The organism is Candidatus Krumholzibacteriia bacterium, assembly GCA_030748535.1.
Classification (GTDB): domain Bacteria; phylum Krumholzibacteriota; class Krumholzibacteriia; order JACNKJ01; family JACNKJ01; genus JASMLU01.
This window is the reverse complement of the sequence record JASMLU010000003.1, coordinates 75,356-93,096: the sequence shown is the minus strand read 5'-3', so window position 1 is coordinate 93,096 and position 17,741 is coordinate 75,356. Positions and strand designations below refer to the sequence as shown.

Sequence of the window (17,741 nt, the reverse complement as noted above, 5' to 3'; positions counted from 1 at the left end):
TCCCCGGGAAAATCAGTGAAGGAAAATATCCAGTGCCCCGCCGGCAAAAAGCACCAGTCCCACCAGGCTGTTCAGGCGAAAGAAGGCCAGATCAATGTGACTGAGATCTCCGCCGCGAACCAGGTGGTGTTCCTTTGCAAGAAGAAGGGCCGATAGCACCAGAGCCAGATAGAAGGGAAGGCCCATGTGATGGCGAATGCCAAAGAGCAAGAGGGCCAGCATCATCAGAAAGTGCAGTTGGCCGGCAATGCGAAGGGCCTGATAGTCGCCCAGAGTTTCGCTGAGAGAGCGCAGTCCCGCCCGCTTGTCAAAGTCCGTGTCCTGACAGGCGTAGATGATGTCGAATCCGGCGACCCAGAGCAGGACAGCGAGTGAGAGCCACCAGGGCGCTCCTCCGAATTCCCCATGAACCGCGATCCAGGCACCAATCGGTGCAATGGCCAGAGAAAGTCCCAACACAAAGTGGCTTCCCGGGAAGAAGCGTTTCGTGTGGGAGTAGAAGAGAACGATGAAGAGAGCCAGGGGGCTGAGCCAGCCGGCCAAGGGGTTCAGCGCAAAGGCGGCGACGACAAAGAGCGCAGCACTGGCCAGCACAAACCCTCCTACCCAACTGGGAGTCAGTAGACCAGCCGGGATGGCTCTCATGGCGGTGCGAGGGTTTTGGGCATCAAGATCCCTGTCTGCCAGGCGGTTGTAGGCCATGGCGGCGGATCGGGCGGCGACCATGCAGAGCAGAACCAGAAAGAGAATCCTCCAGCCAGGAAAACCGGGAGGCGTGGAGTTGCGGCTGGCCAACATCATTGCCAGCAGGGCAAAGGGGAGGGCGAAGAGCGTGTGCGCGAACTTGATCATCTCCAGCACGAGGGCAAGTTTGCGGAGAAAGACCCTCATTCTTCCCCCCAGCGAGGTGCGACACGGATGTCAATGTCCAGATGATCCAGAATCCTCTGGACCAGAAAATCCAGAAGGTCCCCGAGAGACTTCGGACGCTGGTAGAAACCCGGAGAAGCGGGGAGGATCACGGCGCCGGCGCGGCGCAGGCGGAGCATGTTTTCCAGATGAATGTCACTGAGCGGGGTTTCCCGGGTGACCAGAATCAGGGGCCGGTTTTCTTTCAGGCAGACATCGGCTGAGCGGGTGATCAGGGTGTCGCTGACCCCCGAGGCAATGCGCCCCAGGGTGCCAGTGGAGCAGGGAAGAACCAGCATGGGCAGCATTCGCCCGCTTCCGCTGGCCGCCGCCGCCTGAAAGTCCCGGGGTCCATGCCGTCGCAGAAGTGGCCCTCCGTCTATGGCCTCTCCCAGACAATGCCCTTCTGCCGGGGAAGCTCCGTAGATAGCAGACAGGGATTCGTCAAAGGAAGATCCGCTCTCGGCAAGGCAAAGCTCGTCCACCGTCTCGCTGAGCATGAGCTCCACGCCGATCCTGTGCTCGTGGAGACACTCCAGCAGGCGAAAGGCATAGGGAGTCGCAGAGGCTCCGGTCATCGCCAGGATGATGCGCTCTGCCACTATTCGCTCCTCACGGGTTTCCACGTTTCTTCCGCTTTGCTCAGCAGGGGATTGATCACGGCACTGCCTCCGAGCATGCGGTGTTTTTCCACGGAACGAAAGTTTTCAGGAACCCGGAGCGAGACATACTGAAGGAGTGCGGGCAGTTCGGGCGCCACGATCCGGATTATTGCATCACCGGGAAGCTCTGCCGTGCGACGAAGATGCAGCGTGTTGATGAGAAGCCCGTCGCCCTTCCTTGCAGGGACAATCGTCTGGGCCATTCCATCAAGAGCGTCGCCAATCGCAATTTTACTGTACTCGGGAAGTTCGTCCTTCAGAAGAAGCAATCCCTCGGGAAGCTCCACCCGGTATTCCAGGGCATTGATCGGGCCTTCCCCTCGCAAACTCCCGTTCCACATCACCAGGTAGACGGTGAGAGTGTCGGACTTGAGTTCGGAAAGGGTGCTGTCGGTTCCCCCCTCATCGAAGTAGGCACCGAGAACTACCTCCGCTTCTCCGTCTTCCCAGAGGGTGACGGCCGGATTGGCCAAAGCAAGCAGGGGGAGAAACAGAATCAGGCATGTCATCGTTCTCATGACTCTCTCCTGGAGATGCCCGCATCTTCCATGCGAGACAGGGTTTCTCGGGGAGCGCGCACATGGTAGAGCGCTCCATGTTCATCATAGCTCACATTCAGAACTTCGCTGTCCCGGTAAATCATCGAGGCCAGTTTTTCCTGTCCAACGGGAACACGAAGAACCGCATCCTCGTAGTTTTCCCGCCTTCGTTCCAGAATCGCGAAACGCAGTTCGTCGAGCCCCCGGTTTTCCAGGGCACTGACAACAATACTTCCCGGCCAGTGTCTTTCCGCCCAGCGTTCCATTCCTGTTTCCGCTTCGTCGGCCTTGTTGAAGACCCGTAGGGCAGAGGCGGGATCGACATCCATTTCCCCGAGCACCTCGTCGACGGCCTCAATCTGCCGGGACAAAACCGGGCTGGACAGATCGGCGACATGAAGAAGAAGGTCCGCTGTCTTCAGTTCGGACAGGGTAGCCTTGAAGCTCTCGATCAGGTGGTGTGGCAGTTTGCGGATAAAGCCGATCGTGTCCGTGAGCAGAACTTCGCTGTCCTCGTCAAGCTTCAGTCGGCGCGTTGTTGCGTCGAGGGTTGCAAAGAGTGCGTCTTCAATGAAAACATCACTCCCGGTCATCGCCCGCATGATGGTGCTTTTCCCGACATTCGTGTATCCCACAAGGGCCACCGTGAAGGAATTTTCCCGCCGACGCCCCGCCTTGGTTTCGCTGACCCGGTGCAGGTGTTCCAGTTCGTCGCGAAGCCGGGAGACTTTTTCGGACAAGCGCCGGCGATCCACTTCCAACTGGGTTTCTCCGGGCCCCCGGGAGCCGATTCCTCCGGCCTGCCGACCAAGGTGTTCCCACATCCGTCGCAGTCGGGGGCGAAGGTACTCCAACTGTGCCAGTTCCACCTGCAGGTGAGCCTGACGACTTCTCGCCCGCTTGGCGAAGATGTCGAGAATCAGTTCCGTGCGGTCGGCGACATTGATTCCGGTGAAGGTCTCGATGTTCCGGGCCTGGATGGGGCTGAGGTCGTGGTCGAAGAGAATGAGATTCACTTCCCTCTCTTCGCAAAGTTCCTTCAGTTCCTCCAGTTTACCCCGGCCAATAAAGGTGGAAACATCCGGGGCTCGCCGACTCTGGATCATGGAGCCCAGCACCTTGGCCCCTGCGGTAGAAGCCAGCATGGCCAGCTCCCGAAGATTGTCTTCTTCCTCTTCCCTCTCCTGACCACTCAGGACAGAGCCCACCAGAATGGCTCTCTCCCTGGAGGGATGGTTTCCGGGATAAAAAAAGTCGTCCTTGCTCATTTGCTGCGTGCCTTCCCGCGAAGAGGAACCTCGAGCCGGGTCGGGTAATTGGTCAGGTTTTCAAGTCCCGCATCCGTCACCAGGGCGACATCCTCAATGCGGATTCCCAGTTTCCGCTCCGGGTAATAAACCCCGGGTTCAATCGTGATGACCTCGCCGCTGACAAGTGGCTCATCTCCCCGGATAAAGGGATCTTCGTGAACCTCCAGGCCCAGGCCGTGCCCGAGTCCGTGACAGAAGCCCACCTGGGTTCCGGGATGGCTGTGAAGGGTCTCATAGCCCTTTTCTTCCAGGAAGTTTTGCACCCTGCGATGAAGCAGGCGGAAGGAAATCCCCGGTTCCCAGGCTTCAAAACCCAGAACCGCAGCCTGCCGGACATCCTCGTAGGCCTTTTTCTGTGCGGCACTCGCCTTGCCGGGGACAAAGGTGCGGGACATGTCGAAGTAATAGCCGCTTCGGGGGTCCTTCGGAAAGATATCGCAGACAATCGGAAGCCCGGTTTTGACCTTCCGGGAGTTGGTCCCGGAGTTGTGGGGAACGCCCCCTTCCTCGCCTTGGGCCACAATGCTGCCATAGATATTGACCAGGCCGCGTCGGGCCAGCGCCAAATTGACTTCCTGTTTCAAGTCACCGATTGTAAGCGCCTCGCCTCGTGCGGTATAGAGAGTCCGTCTGTGGGCATGGCAGCGGGAGATCGCCCTCTGAAGCGAATCAAAGGCTTCCCGGGTTCCCACTCCGGCCTCGCGGATCTTTTCGACCTCTTCCTCGCTCTTGACTCTGCGAGCCTCGCGAAGAAGCGGGACAGACTCGGAAACCAGAACACAGCCCTGTTTCTTGAGCTCTCGTTTCAGGGTTCCCAGCCAGGCCGTGTCTTCCAGTCCCGTTGCCCCGTAAAGAGCCACCCGCCCCTTTGCCCTCACCTTGCGAAGGAGCCAGGAAAGCAGGGCCACTTTCGGGTTTTTCGATTGTGCCAGCTTGCTTGCGGGGGTCTTCGAGCGGGGAATCCAGTCCAGTCCGCTCTCCTTTGCCCCATCTCGCTCCATGTCGCCAACAATGAGAAGCTTCTTGCCTCCCCGCTTCCAGACCAGCATGGCGGCTTCAAACTTGTGCCCGCCGCAAAGGTACCAGAAACCCGGATGCTCATCCGAATTGCCCGTGAGAAGCAGAACATCGACATTCCGTTCTTTCATTAGTGCGTCGATGCGACCTTGCATTGCCTTGTTCATAGAAACCTCGGGGATCAGGGTAGATAGGGTAAACTACCGCTCCGGGGACAGAAACTCAACGGTGGATTGACTTCACCCTCTCAATTCCTATACTACAGGCGTCTGTCCCATTCCGATCCCCCAAAACCGAAGATCGGTTATCAAGGAGGAAAGAGCGTGCCGAAGAAGACCCTTCTGGCCCTGACGGCGATATTACTGTTGCTGGCCTGCGGAGAAAAAGAGGGGCCCGTCAGCCCGGATACGACTGCCCCGCAGGTAGCGATCTCCAATCTCGTTAACAATAACATTCTGGGTACTTCGTTTCTGATTAAGGTGGATGCCACGGACAATGAAGGGGTGGAGCGGGTCTCCTTTTATGTAGACGAACTCAAGATCGGCGAAGACAACAGTGAGGAAGAGGGCTGGTCTTTTCTCTGGCATCTTGGCTACTGGGCCAATGAGCTTGATGCGGTAACCCTGAGCCTCAGTGTTGTGGCAGAAGATGCTTCCGGGAATAGCAAAACCTCCGGGAGTGTTCCCGTGATTCTGCTTCCCGATGCCTGCATCGCTCCCACTCCGAGCGGACCGACCGACGGCTACTTTGTCGACAACACCCGGGTGGCCTGTGACTGGGAACCGCTTCCCGACGCTCTGGTTTACCAGATTCAGATTGCCGACAGCGATGACTTCTCCAATATCCTGATCGACCTCAGTGTCCCGGAGTCCGAACTGCCCGCGGAGGGCTTGGCTGCGGAGTCCTTCTACTACTGGAGGGTGCGCGGACAGAATGTCCATGAACTCTGGAGCTCCTGGAGCAATTTCTGGAGTTTCATGCCCCGGGATATTCCCCTGCTTTCTCCCGACTCCCCGGAGTCTGTGCTGGAGAACATGGCACTGGGTATTGAGTGGAAGGTTCTTAGTGGCTATGAAGACAGCCTTCACGAGGACTTCCTCTTTATTCCCAATTTTGAGGACAAGGAAGAGGCTCGTGACCAAGGCAAGTATGGTTTCTTCAACGACTTTACCAAGACCCGTGCGAGCGATCTGGTCTTTACACTGAACGACGAGTCAGTGTCCACCGTCTTTGACTTCAGCTTTGATGCCGAAGCCCTGTCCCTTGATGAAGAAGCGGGAACGGCGGAACTCAGTCGTGTTGACTACACAATCACTGTGAACTGGGGAAGCAGCACCCAGGTGTATGTCGGCTGGGCCTCCGCGGACTTCCTTCGCGAAGACGGCAACTGGAGTATTCTGGAGTGGAGCGAAGCGGGAAGCGTCTACAACTTTGAGGACATCCGTTTCGGAATTCTCTGGCTGGAGCTTTCCAACTACTAGCTCAGGCTCCGATGTGTTTTTCGGCCGCGGCCAGCGCTCTTGCGTGAACTGCGGCCGCTTCTATTTCCAGGACTTCCGCTTTCCCGGCGATTTCCGAACAGAAGTCACGGTCGCTAATGTCGGCCAGATTGATCTTTACATTCAGGTGAGCGCCGCGCAGACCCGCATAAGCCATCAGCGCCCCCACGCCCGAGTCACTGGCACTGTTCACGTTTCCATGCTCAGCCGTGTATTCGCAGAAGCGAAGGGCCTCAAGACAGAGTTCCATGACCGATAGCGGAACCTGGGTTGCCCCCTTGGTGGCTTCCTGAATCGCTTCCTCGCGTGCGGCGATTTCTTCCTCCGACTTCCTGGGAAGCTTGAAGGCTGCCATCACCTGGTGGAAGGCGTCCGTGTCTTCGTCGACCTTCTTTTCCAGTGTCTCACGAAGCAGATCCGCTTCCTTGCAACGGTCGGCCATCGTGCCTTCCACGGCGGCGTACTTCTTGCCGCGGGTAAGACGGGACACCATGGCAGTCAGGCCAGCGGCCAGAGACCCGGCCAGCGCAGCGACACTTCCTCCGCCGGGGGCGGGGCTGCTCGAAGCGAGGACTTCATTGAACTCATTGGCTCCCAAACCCATCAAGGGTCCGGGAGGTGCAGGGGGAAGAGCCTTGGGAGAGACCGTTCCTTTTTCCAGCATGACCTCAATGACATTTTCTTCGAGGCGGAAAGGGTAGAGCTGGCCAAGGCCGAGATAGTCCACGGCCAGTTCCATCTGCTTCCACTCGCCTTCCGGAAGAGGTTTTCCAGTATCCTCGCAGTGAAAGTGGGCGGCCTCCAGGAGCGCTCTTTTGGGAACTACGCCCACAATCTCACTTCCGGTTACTTCAAGGCCTTCCTGTTTGGCCGCTTGCCGCTTCACTTCTTCAAAGGCTGTGTGCAGACTCACCTTGGTGAAGTCCAGGAGGTTCATGCTGACCTGGGCCGTGTTGGCGTCGTACATCATGCCGGCAGCCTGGGTGGTGGGAAGAGTGCCGGGAACCTTGATTGCAATTCCCTGCTCATCCCGCACGATTTCCCGGTTCTCGTCGCGCTTGGCGCGGCCGCTTTCACGAATATCGAGAGCAATGGTGTGAGCCTTGCGCTTGACCTTGGTGTTCAGGTTGATGTTGTAGGCAACGAGAAACTGTCGGGCGCCCGTGACGGTCACGCCGCTCTTCGGAAGAAAAACCTGTGGTCCATAGTCGGGCGCAAAGTCGGGGTCTTTCATTTTCTCTTCGAGTGCTTCGTATTGTCCCTTGCGGATATCGGGCATGCGCACCCGGTCGGGGCGTTGCGCACTTTTTGCATAAAGGTAGATGGGCAGGCCGAGTTCCTCGCCGAGACGCTTGCCCAGGCGGTGGCTCAGTTCCACGCAGTCTTCAAAGCTGGCGTTTTCCACGGGAATAAAGGGGACCACATCGGCCGCTCCCTGTCGGGGATGTTCCCCCGTCTGCCGACTCATGTCGATCAACTCCACGCCCTTCTTCACACACTGGAAGGCTGCTTCCAGCACCGCATCCGGTTCTCCGACCAAGGTGTAAACCGTTCGGTTGAAATCGGGCCCGGCATCAACATCCAGCAAGGTCGCTCCCTCGCAATCGCGAATGGACTGGGCGATTCCCTGGATGATACTGCGACTTCTTCCCTCACTGAAGTTGGGAACGCACTCGATGATCTTTCGGCTCATGGGTTCTCCTTTTCCTGCCCAGAAGTTCGGGCAGAATCCACAGAGGCGCAAGCCCCCGTTTCATTCAGGTCTTCCAGAATGCGATCCAGAACCCAGTGGACGGCTTTCGGGCTTCGCAAAAGGTTTGCACCCCAGTTCCAGTCCGGGTGGGTCAGGTCTTTCACCTCGGTTTCACAGGAAATGGAATCCCCGCAAAGGCTGCGAAAATGAAGGACTCTTTCGGTCGCGATAATTCCGTCATTGGGGGTTCCCTCCCACCATGCGCCGGCCAGTGGAGACCGGTAATGGTCGCCGGCCAGAACATGCCATTTCACGCGGGGGCTCGGGGGGTTCTTGCGGTTGAAGGAAGCGATTCCCGATGGCGTGCACCAGCCCTTCAGGTTCACTCCGTGGAGGACTCTCACCCCGCCACTGGGCGTTCCCAGCATGAAGACCTGTCTCACGGCATCCGGATGCAGGGTGACAAAGCGCCGGGCGGCCAGCCCTCCCATGCTGTGGGCGACCAGGTGCAGGTTCCGGTAGGGAATGTTTTGTGCGGCAAGAAAGCTCTCGATCTCTTCGATCACGCCATCCAGATTCTCGTCCAGGCTGCCCATAAAGCGATCCATTCCCGGAACGATATAAAACTCGCAATGCGGGGGTAGGCGAAGGGACGACTGCCGATAGTACTCCTGAAAGTCCCGGACAAGGCCGTTCCAGCCATGGAGAAAGAGAACCGTGTGGGTGTTTTCGGGGAGGCGATCGTTCTCAATGGGCGGCAGCCCCGAAGGCACTTGCTCTACGGGAGCACAGGAGAGGATTGCAAAAGTCATGAGCAAAGAGAGAACTGAAAACCGCATGTCCCCCTTGATAAACCCTGGGCGATGGCAAATCAAGAGGATCCTGTTCCTTTGGCTCTGTCGATTGCCCGGCCGCCCTGTGTTTTTTCGAACACTGGAGGAGCGCAAAGAAAGCTCTCTCCCTTTTGAGGCATCCTGTCCCCCCGGCAAGAAAAGAACCGTACTCACGGTCTTGCCCCGCCCCTGCAATCACAGGTAAACTTATGAGGACTATTGCCTTGACCGTTCCCTCAGCACCGAAAGAGAAGTGGAATGCGCCGACTTGCTGTACTGCTTTTGATTGTCCTCGGTCTGTCGGCCTGTGATTGCCCTGAGGCCCCGATCGTCTACCCTTGGGGAATTTGGTACCTGAGTACCGATGAGTCCCTTCTTCCCAGAATTGAATCCCTCGCCGAACTGGCCGATACTCTTGAGACCTATGGCCTTGCCCTGGAGAGGATCGAAGGGCTCGAATATCGCTTCGGCTTTCGCCCGAACCAGTACGACAGCCTGACCATTCCCACGACCAACTGGATCAACCGGATGTCGGCCAACAAGGCCGCCTATCTCCATGACATTCATGTCGAGGAACCCACGGCGGACAGCCTTCTTTTGCTCACCCATGCGGGGCTTCAGGACGACTCTCTTCAGATTGAACTTCTGCAAAGCCGCCAGGAGCTGGAGGACCTTCTTCAAATCGATGTGCGCAGTTTTTCCATTCCCAATGAAGCTCACGACATGAGAACCCTTCATGCCATCCGGAATGCGGGCTACCATGCCGCCCGCACCGGGAACGTGAATTACGAACCCTGGGGCGCCTTTCTTTTGGGAAGGCCGGACGATCCGATCTGGAACAATGAGGGCTGGGAGCATCTTTCCATCTTCGAGCTTTCCCGAAACCTGACGGCCAGCGAAATCCAGAGCCTGGCTCTCGACGAGGTGGATGACTGGCTGGCCGAATCCGGTCGCCTGGAACACTGGAAAGAGGAGAATCTCTGGGTTCACCTCTATACGCGTACGGATAACTCGGAATACACCTCCACCCAGATTCTGGACGGGGATCATCTGGCGGCGCTCATGGATGCGCTTCTTGCCGATGGCGATGTCTGGATCGCTTCCATGGGCGAGGTCAGTGAGTATGTGAGAAGCAATCATGTACCGATTCTTCCAGACAGTCTTCGCTGGGATGCGGTCAACTGGGGCGAGCAGCCCTGGAATGGAAAAGCCTGCGTCTTCACTTTTTCGACCGATGACGGCTACCGCTCAAACCACCTGGAGTACACCCCCAACATGGTTTCGCGGGGACTGAGCTACACCTGTTTCCTGAATCCCCGGCGCATTGGGGTTTCAGGCGACTACCTCAACACGGATGACATTCAGGCCATGGTGGAACAGGGGATTGAGATCGGCAGCAGGGGTTTGAATTACCGCTACCTGCTTCCCGATTCCGCGGGCTGGATCCATGATGCGAGCGGAAACGGGGACATGGGATTCGAGATTCGAAGCGAAGGCAGCGCCAAGGTCTTTCAACTCTTGCCACGGGAGCCGGAAGAATGAAGAAAGCCGCGCTGTTTCTTGTCCTCCTGTCTCTCTTTTCCTGTGTGGAGAGACCCCTTCCGGAAGTTCCCCTTCTTCTCGACTACTACCCCTCCAGTGCCCTCGACCGGATTCCCGTGAACATCAAGCCCTGGCTGCTCTTCAGCGAGCCTATGGATTCGTCCAGCGTCTGCTCCTCGATCACTCTGTCAGGGAGCTGGCAACTGGATTTCGAATGGGAGGATACGCGCCTTCGCATTCTTCCGCAGAATCCCCTGTCCTGGAATCTGGACTATGAGTTGAGCCTGTCAGGCGGGAGAAGCCGCGAAGGAGTTTCCCTGGAAGAAGAGTGGAGCCTCGATTTTCACACCAGTCGGGACTCGGTGTACTATGTCCTGCTTGGTGAGTGGTATCTCACAAAGCGTGACCACCTGAGTCCACGAATCGAGACACTCGCGGAGTTGCGCGACACTCTCATCGCCTATGGAGTGGCGATGGACACCCTGAGCGGCCACGCTTTTCGGCTGGGCTTCAATGGCGACGACTACGAGGACTGGATCGCCGAGAAGAGCGTGAACAGCGCCGGGTGTCTCCGCGAGGACAGCGTGGTTCTGGGCCTCGAGGCCGACACGCTCTTTACCCATGGAGGGCTGTCCCAGGATTCACTGGGTGTGGAGATTCTGGAAAACGCAGATCTCATTGAAAGCATCACCGGAGAGGAAGTCCAGGTGCTGGCCTTTCCCAACCATCATCACACACGGAACACCCTGCACTATCTGCGGGACCAGGGCTATCTGGCTGCGCGCAATGGCACGCCCGGTTATGAGCCATGGGCCTCTTTCCTGCTTTGGGACGAAGAGGATCGGGATGATCCCTGGATTCGGAGTTGGGAGAGGGTCTCGCTTTTCGAGATGCCCCTGACCTTCTTCTGCTCGACCATCCAGGCCATGGATCCTTCGGAAATCGCTGACTGGCTCCAGGAGGAAGAGCAACTTCCGCGCTGGAAAGAAAACCGAACATGGATCCAGTTCTACACTCACACGGACGACCCCGAGCAAACCGGAACCCCGATTCTGGACGCGGAGCATCTGGAGGCACTCATGGATGCCCTGATCGCTGACGGGGATGTCTGGATCGCCCCCCTGGGAGAGGTGGCCGAGTTTGTGCGCAGCACCCACATCCCGGAGGACGCAGAAGAGTTGATCTGGGTCTCCGATGACCCTTCGCCCCAGCCATGGGATGGCCACTCCTGCGCCTTTACTTTTTCAACCGACGACGGGTTTCGAGCGAACATCGAGCCCTATGCCCTGATCTTTTCCGAGCGGGGAATTGCCTATACCAGCTTCCTCAATGGCTCCAAGATTCTCGACGGGGACGCAGGCAGTGAAAAATACATGGGATCTGTCGAGGTTCAGGCTATGGTGGATCTGGGAATGGAACTGGGAAGCCACAGCCTGAACCACCGCTCCCTGATTCCCAATCTGGCTTCCAGTATTCGCGACCTGAACGGAGACACGGGGAAGAGCGTGTACATCTACATTGAGCCCTACCGCTATCGATACCGTCGGGTTCTTCAACTCTGGCAGGAAAAACCAACGAGCGTTCCATGAAACTGATCAGTTTTGGCCCCCGATACCGGGAGCGCCCCGGCCTGATGCTGGATGCCGGTATTCTGGATCTCTCTTCCGCCTTGCCGGGTTCTCCCCTGAGTTGGCGGGAGATTCTGGATGCCGGGAGGCTGGAAGAAGCGCTGGCGATCCTGCCTGACAAGCTTCTGGATCCCGGGGAGTTTCGTTTGGCGCCTCCCATTCCCGACCCCGGCAAGATCATATGCCTCGGCCTGAACTACCGGGATCACGCAGAAGAACAGAATCGACCGATTCCGGAAAAGCCACTGCTGTTTCCGAAGATGCCGAGCGCCCTGATTGGGCAAGGGGAAAGCGTGGAGCTTCCCGAGGATGAACCGGAAGTGGACTACGAGGTGGAACTGGCCTTTATCATTTCCAGACGCGCGCGCAGGGTTCGGGCTTCCGAGGCCGGACACTACATTCTGGGTTATACGATTCTCAACGATGTCACCGGCCGGAAGGCCCAGCGCACTGAACGCCAGTGGCTCCGCGCCAAGGGTTTTGAGACCTTTGCTCCCTGTGGGCCCTGGATCGTGACTCCCGAGGAGATTCCCGATCCCCACAATCTTGACCTGGAGTGCCGGGTCAATGGCGAGCTTCGTCAAAAGAGCAACACTTCGCAGTTGATCTTCCGAATCGACTATCTGGTCGAGTATCTTTCCCGCTCCATGACCCTGGAGCCCGGCGATATTGTCAGCACAGGAACTCCCGGCGGCGTGGGCGTCTTCCGAAACCCTCCGGTTTTCCTTCGCTCCGGCGATACCATGCGCCTTGAGATCGAGGGCATTGGAGTTCTGGAAAACCGGATCGCATAAAAATGGGAGGGCCCGAAGGACCTCCCATGCTTTCTAAGCCAAGAGTTCTATACTAGGGAGTTGTTCAGGGTTCATAAGCATCATCCGCGTGATCCTCGGGCTTCCATTTGTGCGCCGTGAGGGTATCGTGGAAAAGTGTGTTCGGCCGCAACTTTCTCGACCAGTAGAGGAAAGGTGTATCGAGGGCGGCAATCAGGATCTTCAGGATCCAGGTAAAGAGGATGGCCTCTCCGATGGGGAGGACCCCGGCAAAGGCAATGAAGTAGAAGACCCCCGTGTCAACGGCCTGACTGATCCAGGTGGAGCCATTGTTGCGGAGCCAGAGATGCCGGTCGCCGGTGAGTGAGCGAATTTTGTGGTAGAGCCAGACATCCAGATGCTGGGCGGTCAGGAAGGCCGCGAAGCTTCCCAGGACGATCCGTGGCAGAAAGCCGAAGAGTTCCGCCATGTGCGGGTGTGCCACATCGAAATCCAGCGGCGTGTAGCGAAGCATGACCTGGGTGGTGACCAGAAAGAAGAGTCCGCCGACGAATCCGATCCGCACGGCTCGCCTCGCCTCCTTTGCCCCCCAGTGTTCAGAGAGAAGGTCGGTTGCCAGATAGAGACTTGCATAGAGGACATTGCCACCGGTGGCCGCCAGCCCGAAGAGGCTTATCTGTTTTACGACGACCAGGTTCATCATGACCGTGGCCATGGCCATGTAGCTGACCAGCCAGACCCGCCCCAGGCGGAAGCAGGCGAGAACCAGAGCGAGCGTGCCCAGGGTCTGCAGGATGTAGATCAAACCGTTACTCATCCGGCTTCCTTTCTTTCAGCCATTGGAGGGCTCCCTCAAGATCCTCAAAGTCTCCCTCAATCTGCGCCTCATAGGCTTCCTTGAGCACTTTTCCCATTTCCAGTCCCGGAGTGAATCCCTGTTCCAGAAGATGGCGTCCCAGAAGGAGAGGTTCCGCAGCCTGTTCCTGCACCTTCAGGTCTTCTGCAATATCCAGCAACCATTTTCCTGCGGGAAAATCCAGCTCCAGAGCGTCCTCTGTACTTCGTCCGTAGTGATCCGCCCGTGCAATCTCCAGAAGCTCCTTGATATTGACCAGAAGGGCCAGTCGGCGGATCGCCCCCGGCCCGACTTTCTTGCGAGCCTGATAGAGTTGCATGGGACGAAGGTGAAGCAGGGTGAAGCGTTCCACGCTTTCAATCAGCTCCTTCGAATTGCAGATCCTCTCCATGAATTGCCGGGCCAGCGGGGCTCCGCTCTCGCAGTGCCCGGGGCTGACGATCCTTCCGTCTTCGCGGGGAAAGGTGGTGGATGGCTTGCCCAGGTCATGGCAGAGCGCCCCGAACATCAGGGCGAGATCATGGAAACGCTCACCATTTCGGGACTCCACGGCCGCGTCCACTGTCATGAGCGTGTGAACCCAGACATCACCTTCCGGGTGCCAGTGTGGGTCCTGGGGGCATCCGACCAGAGCGAGAAGCTCCGGGTGGTAGTCGAGGATGCCGGCCTCTTCTGCGACCCTCCATCCACGACTGGGCCGCTTGGACAAAAGCATCAGTTTTGCGAACTCTTCAAAAACGCGCTCGGGCGCGAGTTCCGAGAGATCCATCCTGCGGCAAAGCTCCAGAGTTTCCGGGACAGCCTCCATGTCGAAGCGAGCGGCAAACTGCATGAGCCGGTAGACGCGAAGGGGGTCTTCCTCAAAAGCGGGCCCCACATGGCGAAGGATTCCGGCCTTCAGGTCATCCTGCCCGCCGAAGTAGTCCCGGATTTCTCCGCTGAGAACATCGCGGAGCATGGCATTGATCGTGAAGTCCCGGCGCGAGCAGGCTTCCTCCTGGCTGATTCCGGGATCCAGATCCACGACAAATCCCCGATGCCCGCGACCTTCCCGGTTTTCCCGTCGGGGAAGGGAGAAGTCCACTTCCACGCCCTCCGCTGAACGGAACTTCAGGACACCAAAACTCCGTCCTACAGCATGAACCTTCCCGAACTTTTCCAGGCAGGTTTCCAGTTCATCCAGAGAGAGACCGTAAACCTCGATGTCAAAATCCAGAGGATCGCGACCCAGAAGCAGGTCTCGAACACAGCCGCCCGCAAACCAGGCTCTCCCGCCCAGTTCGGCAATGGACTCTGCGATTCGCTCGTGCATCAATGGGTCTCCAGCAGTTTCAGGCATTCCCCGATTCCCGCCTCCAGTTGCGCATCCCGGTTCTTTCGCGCCTCTTCCGGCACGGCCGGCACATAAATGTCCGGGTGAACTGGTCCGTTCTCCAGGTTTTCCCCGCTCAGTCGATACCAGCCGGTTCCCGGTACCCGGAAGGAAGTACCGTCAATCAGTGGCACATTGTGGGTTCCGATGACCGCACCAAAAGTAGGCATGCCGATGACCGTGCCCAGTTCAAGAGCCTTGAAGCCCATGGGAAAGATCTCACCGTCACTGTAGCTGCGCTCATTGATCAGGAGCACGATCGGGCCGTCCCAGCGGCGCATGGCATCGAAGGTGGGTTCGGTGTCATCACGGCCCCTGGAGTAGCCATAGGCTTTTCGGGAGAGGAAGGTCAGCACCTGATCGTGGATGTGACCACCGTTGTTGAAGCGGATGTCGAGAATCAGCCCCTCCTTGCCCCGGGCCTTGCTGTAGATGTCCTCAATGAAGCGGTTCCAGTTTCCGTCCCCCATAGCACTCATGTAGACATAAGCCAGTCTTCCCCCTGAGTGCTTGTCCACGAAGGCCCGGTTTCTCTTCACCCAGTCTTCGTGCATCAGGGAGCGCATCTTCCAGGTGGAAACCGGAGTTACGGTTACGATGCGGGACTTTCTCAAGGCGAGAGGTCGTGAGGAAACCCGGAGGTCGATTTCCTTGCCGGAAGTCCGGTTCAGATATTCCCAATGGCTCCCTTCTTCTCCGATGTCCCTTCCGTCGATGGACAGGATCACTTCCCCTTCCTCAATGCGACTGCCTTCCCGGTCGAGAGGGCCGTGGGGAATGATACGATCCACCAGAATCCCCGGGCCTTTCCAGGAATCGTCGGGCAGGAAACCGAGTTCTCCGCTTCGGTCCCTTCCCTCTCCGCTTCGGGGCCCTCCCCATGCACCCAGATGACTGGCGTTCAACTCGCCGATCATCTTGCGAAGAACATCGTTGAAGTCTTCGGTCATGACGGCCGCCGCGGCCATTGGCTCATACCTCTTCCGGATTTCCGGCCAGTTACGCCCATGAAAGTTCTCATCGTAGAAACCATCATCGAGAAGTCTCCAGGCCTCCCCGAATTTCTGGAGCCTCCGCATCCGCTCGTTCAGACTGAACTCCACGGAAAAGGAAAGAGGCTTCGGCTTTCCTCCCTCGGAGTCAAGTTCCTGGATCCTTCCTCCCGACAGATAGCGCAGGGTCTCGCTGTCTTCGCCCCAGAGAATGTGTGCGGGAGAGCTTCCTCCACTGCTCAGGCGTCGGAGATTGTCCCCATCCCAGTCAATGGCCCAGAGATCGGCACCTTCCACGCCCTCAATTCTCAGGGCATACTTTTCTCCATCGGGGCTGAGGTCATAATCCCAATACCAGCCCCGGGTGGTAGCGACAGTGACCGTGCGCTGCTGATAATCCTCTTCGTCAAAGTCCACAAGCACATCAGGAGTTTCCTCCAGATCCTCGAGGGCCTTCTTTTCCCGCTCCCTTTCCTTCTCGGACTTCTCGGCTTCCTCACGAGTGAGCCAGAGGTGTTTGATGTGATAAACTCCGTCGCGGCTTCGGCTGGCCCAGCTGAGACGCTTTCCGTCGGAACTCCAGAGCGGGTGAAAGTCATCGTTCGGGTGGCTGGACACATTCCAGCGTTTTCCCGAGTCCCGTTCAAGGACGAAGATGTCCTCATCCGCCCCGAGGGTCGTCACACTGTAGGCCACAAAGCGGGAATCAGGTGACCAGGAGCTGTGCAGCACGCCGCTGCGATCGTTCAGCAACTCCTCCCCGCTTCCATCGGGGTTCATGGTCCAGAGAAATCCCGTGTCCCTGCGGTAGAGGATCTTCTCGCCGTCGGGACTCAACTGGGGCTTTCTTTCGTTTTCCGGCGAATCGCTCAGGGCTTTCAGTTTCCGGTGGCGAGCCTTGCCGAGGCTCTTTTCCCCTTCCTCTGCACTCTCGACGAGAAAGAGGTCGTCGTTGCCATTTCGGTCGCTGACAAAGACCAGGGACTCATTGTCGAGCCAGAGAGGATCTTTTTCCCGGGCATCTGTTTCGCTAATGCGGATTGGCTCCAGGATCTCTCCGTCCTCCAGTTCCGCGACATAGAGTTCCCCTTCCACAATGAAGGCGATTTCCGTTTCTTCGGGGGAGAGGGCAAAGCCGGTGGCGCCGCTTCCCTTCTTGCTCCAGCGCTGTTCATTGCGTTTCAGGTCACCGGCCACCTGGATATTCAGTCGGCGGGTCTTGCCGCTCTCGACTTCCAGGGTCCAGAGTGTCCCTTCGCTTTCATAGCAGGCAAGACTGGCATCAGCACTGAGAGTGAGAAACTGCATGCCGTCTCCCTTGAGGGAGCTAAGGGCGTAGGGCTCGCCCCAGGCTGCCACGGATCCTTCTTCGAAGCGAAGTTCCTGCCGCCAGAGGTTCACCACTGCATCTTCCCTTTCACTCAGGAAGAACAGGGATTTCCCGTCTTCGCTCCAGTGGGGATGGTCGTCCTTGCCCTCCCAGGAGACGATGTGAAAGCTGGGGCCGCCATTGACCGCTCGTATCCAGAGGTCACGGCTCGCCCATCCGCGGTAGTTCTTTCTCCACCAGTTCGTGTACCCGCGTACATAGGCGATCCATTGCCCGTCGGGGCTGACCGCAGCATGAAAGGCCTCGTCTGCGATGACTTCCCCGGGACGGCCTCCTTCGGCGGAGATTTCCATCAGGTGGCTCCAGCGATTGCGGCGATTGCTGCTGAAGAGGAGCTTCTTGCCGTCGGCACTCCAGCCGCTGATTTCATCGCTTCCGCTGTGGTAGGTAAGCCTGCGGGGTTCCCGTGTCGCGAGATCCATGACGAAGATGTCCTCGTTCCCGTGGCGGCGGCTCACGAAGGCCAACTGCCTTCCATCGGGACTCCAGCAGGGATATGCGTCGTGGGCATCATGGGCACTCAGTCTTTCGGCAGAACCTCCTTCGCTTGGCACAATCCAGAGATCGCCTCGCCAGTCAAAGGCCACGAGACTTCCGTCCGGGCTGAGGTCGGGATGGCGGGGAAAGTCGGCCTCCATGGCAAACACCGTCGCAGCAAAAACCAGAAGTAGGCAAATAGAGCGGAACATATTCTCTCCAGAGGATGGGGACTCTGGCAGACTAGCC

Annotated in this window: 14 protein-coding genes; 4 read left to right on the top strand and 10 right to left on the bottom strand. The window is 58.0% G+C overall.

Features of this window, described 5'->3' with window-relative positions; translation table 11 throughout:
* Nucleotides 1-12: 12 nt before the first annotated feature.
* The 5 genes from QGH30_05660 to QGH30_05640 are packed head-to-tail and all read right to left on the bottom strand — an operon-like array spanning nucleotide 13 to nucleotide 4,604.
* Nucleotides 13-891, bottom strand: coding sequence for a UbiA-like polyprenyltransferase (locus QGH30_05660; GenBank protein MDP7021821.1), 879 nt, complete (start codon nucleotides 889-891; stop codon nucleotides 13-15).
* Nucleotides 888-1,514: a UbiX family flavin prenyltransferase gene (locus QGH30_05655; GenBank protein ID MDP7021820.1), complete on the bottom strand. Its 627-nt coding sequence runs from the start codon at nucleotides 1,512-1,514 to the stop codon at nucleotides 888-890. Before QGH30_05655 ends, QGH30_05660 begins: the two co-directional genes overlap by 4 nt.
* Entirely contained in the window at nucleotides 1,511-2,089 is a 579-nt protein-coding gene (locus tag QGH30_05650; protein ID MDP7021819.1) for a hypothetical protein, read from the bottom strand. Before QGH30_05650 ends, QGH30_05655 begins: the two co-directional genes overlap by 4 nt.
* Nucleotides 2,086-3,378, bottom strand: a complete 1,293-nt coding sequence (gene hflX / locus QGH30_05645) for a GTPase HflX (protein MDP7021818.1) — start codon at nucleotides 3,376-3,378, stop codon at nucleotides 2,086-2,088. The genes QGH30_05650 and hflX overlap by 4 nt, the downstream gene beginning before the upstream one ends.
* A complete protein-coding gene (locus QGH30_05640; GenBank protein MDP7021817.1) occupies nucleotides 3,375-4,604 on the bottom strand; it encodes a Xaa-Pro peptidase family protein in 1,230 nt (409 codons plus the stop codon). Before QGH30_05640 ends, hflX begins: the two co-directional genes overlap by 4 nt.
* 156 nt (nucleotides 4,605-4,760) lie before the next feature.
* Between QGH30_05640 and QGH30_05635 the strand changes: the two genes are divergently transcribed.
* The gene (locus tag QGH30_05635) at nucleotides 4,761-5,918 is read left to right on the top strand and encodes an Ig-like domain-containing protein (GenBank protein ID MDP7021816.1); all 1,158 of its coding nucleotides are present in this window, start codon (nucleotides 4,761-4,763) and stop codon (nucleotides 5,916-5,918) included.
* A 1-nt stretch (nucleotide 5,919) separates the two neighbouring features.
* Here QGH30_05635 and ftcD read toward each other — a convergent pair whose 3' ends face one another.
* Complete coding sequence (gene ftcD / locus QGH30_05630; GenBank protein ID MDP7021815.1) at nucleotides 5,920-7,629, bottom strand: glutamate formimidoyltransferase; 1,710 nt, start codon at nucleotides 7,627-7,629, stop codon at nucleotides 5,920-5,922.
* The gene (locus QGH30_05625) at nucleotides 7,626-8,441 is read right to left on the bottom strand and encodes an alpha/beta hydrolase (protein ID MDP7021814.1); all 816 of its coding nucleotides are present in this window, start codon (nucleotides 8,439-8,441) and stop codon (nucleotides 7,626-7,628) included. The genes ftcD and QGH30_05625 overlap by 4 nt, the downstream gene beginning before the upstream one ends.
* Before the next feature lie 279 nt (nucleotides 8,442-8,720).
* Between QGH30_05625 and QGH30_05620 the strand changes: the two genes are divergently transcribed.
* The 3 genes from QGH30_05620 to QGH30_05610 are packed head-to-tail and all read left to right on the top strand — an operon-like array spanning nucleotide 8,721 to nucleotide 12,426.
* A complete protein-coding gene (locus QGH30_05620; GenBank protein MDP7021813.1) occupies nucleotides 8,721-10,004 on the top strand; it encodes a hypothetical protein in 1,284 nt (427 codons plus the stop codon).
* Nucleotides 10,001-11,593: a polysaccharide deacetylase family protein gene (locus QGH30_05615; GenBank protein ID MDP7021812.1), complete on the top strand. Its 1,593-nt coding sequence runs from the start codon at nucleotides 10,001-10,003 to the stop codon at nucleotides 11,591-11,593. The genes QGH30_05620 and QGH30_05615 overlap by 4 nt, the downstream gene beginning before the upstream one ends.
* A complete protein-coding gene (locus QGH30_05610) occupies nucleotides 11,590-12,426 on the top strand; it encodes a fumarylacetoacetate hydrolase family protein (GenBank protein ID MDP7021811.1) in 837 nt (278 codons plus the stop codon). Before QGH30_05615 ends, QGH30_05610 begins: the two co-directional genes overlap by 4 nt.
* Nucleotides 12,427-12,490: 64 nt before the next feature.
* Here the strand turns inward: QGH30_05610 and QGH30_05605 are convergent, their stop codons facing one another.
* The 3 genes from QGH30_05605 to QGH30_05595 are packed head-to-tail and all read right to left on the bottom strand — an operon-like array spanning nucleotide 12,491 to nucleotide 17,704.
* A complete protein-coding gene (locus tag QGH30_05605) occupies nucleotides 12,491-13,222 on the bottom strand; it encodes a queuosine precursor transporter (GenBank protein MDP7021810.1) in 732 nt (243 codons plus the stop codon).
* Nucleotides 13,215-14,573 (bottom strand): HD domain-containing protein, encoded by a 1,359-nt coding sequence (locus tag QGH30_05600; protein ID MDP7021809.1) that lies wholly within the window; start codon nucleotides 14,571-14,573, stop codon nucleotides 13,215-13,217. The genes QGH30_05605 and QGH30_05600 overlap by 8 nt, the downstream gene beginning before the upstream one ends.
* Nucleotides 14,573-17,704, bottom strand: coding sequence for a S41 family peptidase (locus tag QGH30_05595; protein MDP7021808.1), 3,132 nt, complete (start codon nucleotides 17,702-17,704; stop codon nucleotides 14,573-14,575). Before QGH30_05595 ends, QGH30_05600 begins: the two co-directional genes overlap by 1 nt.
* Nucleotides 17,705-17,741 lie beyond the last annotated feature (37 nt).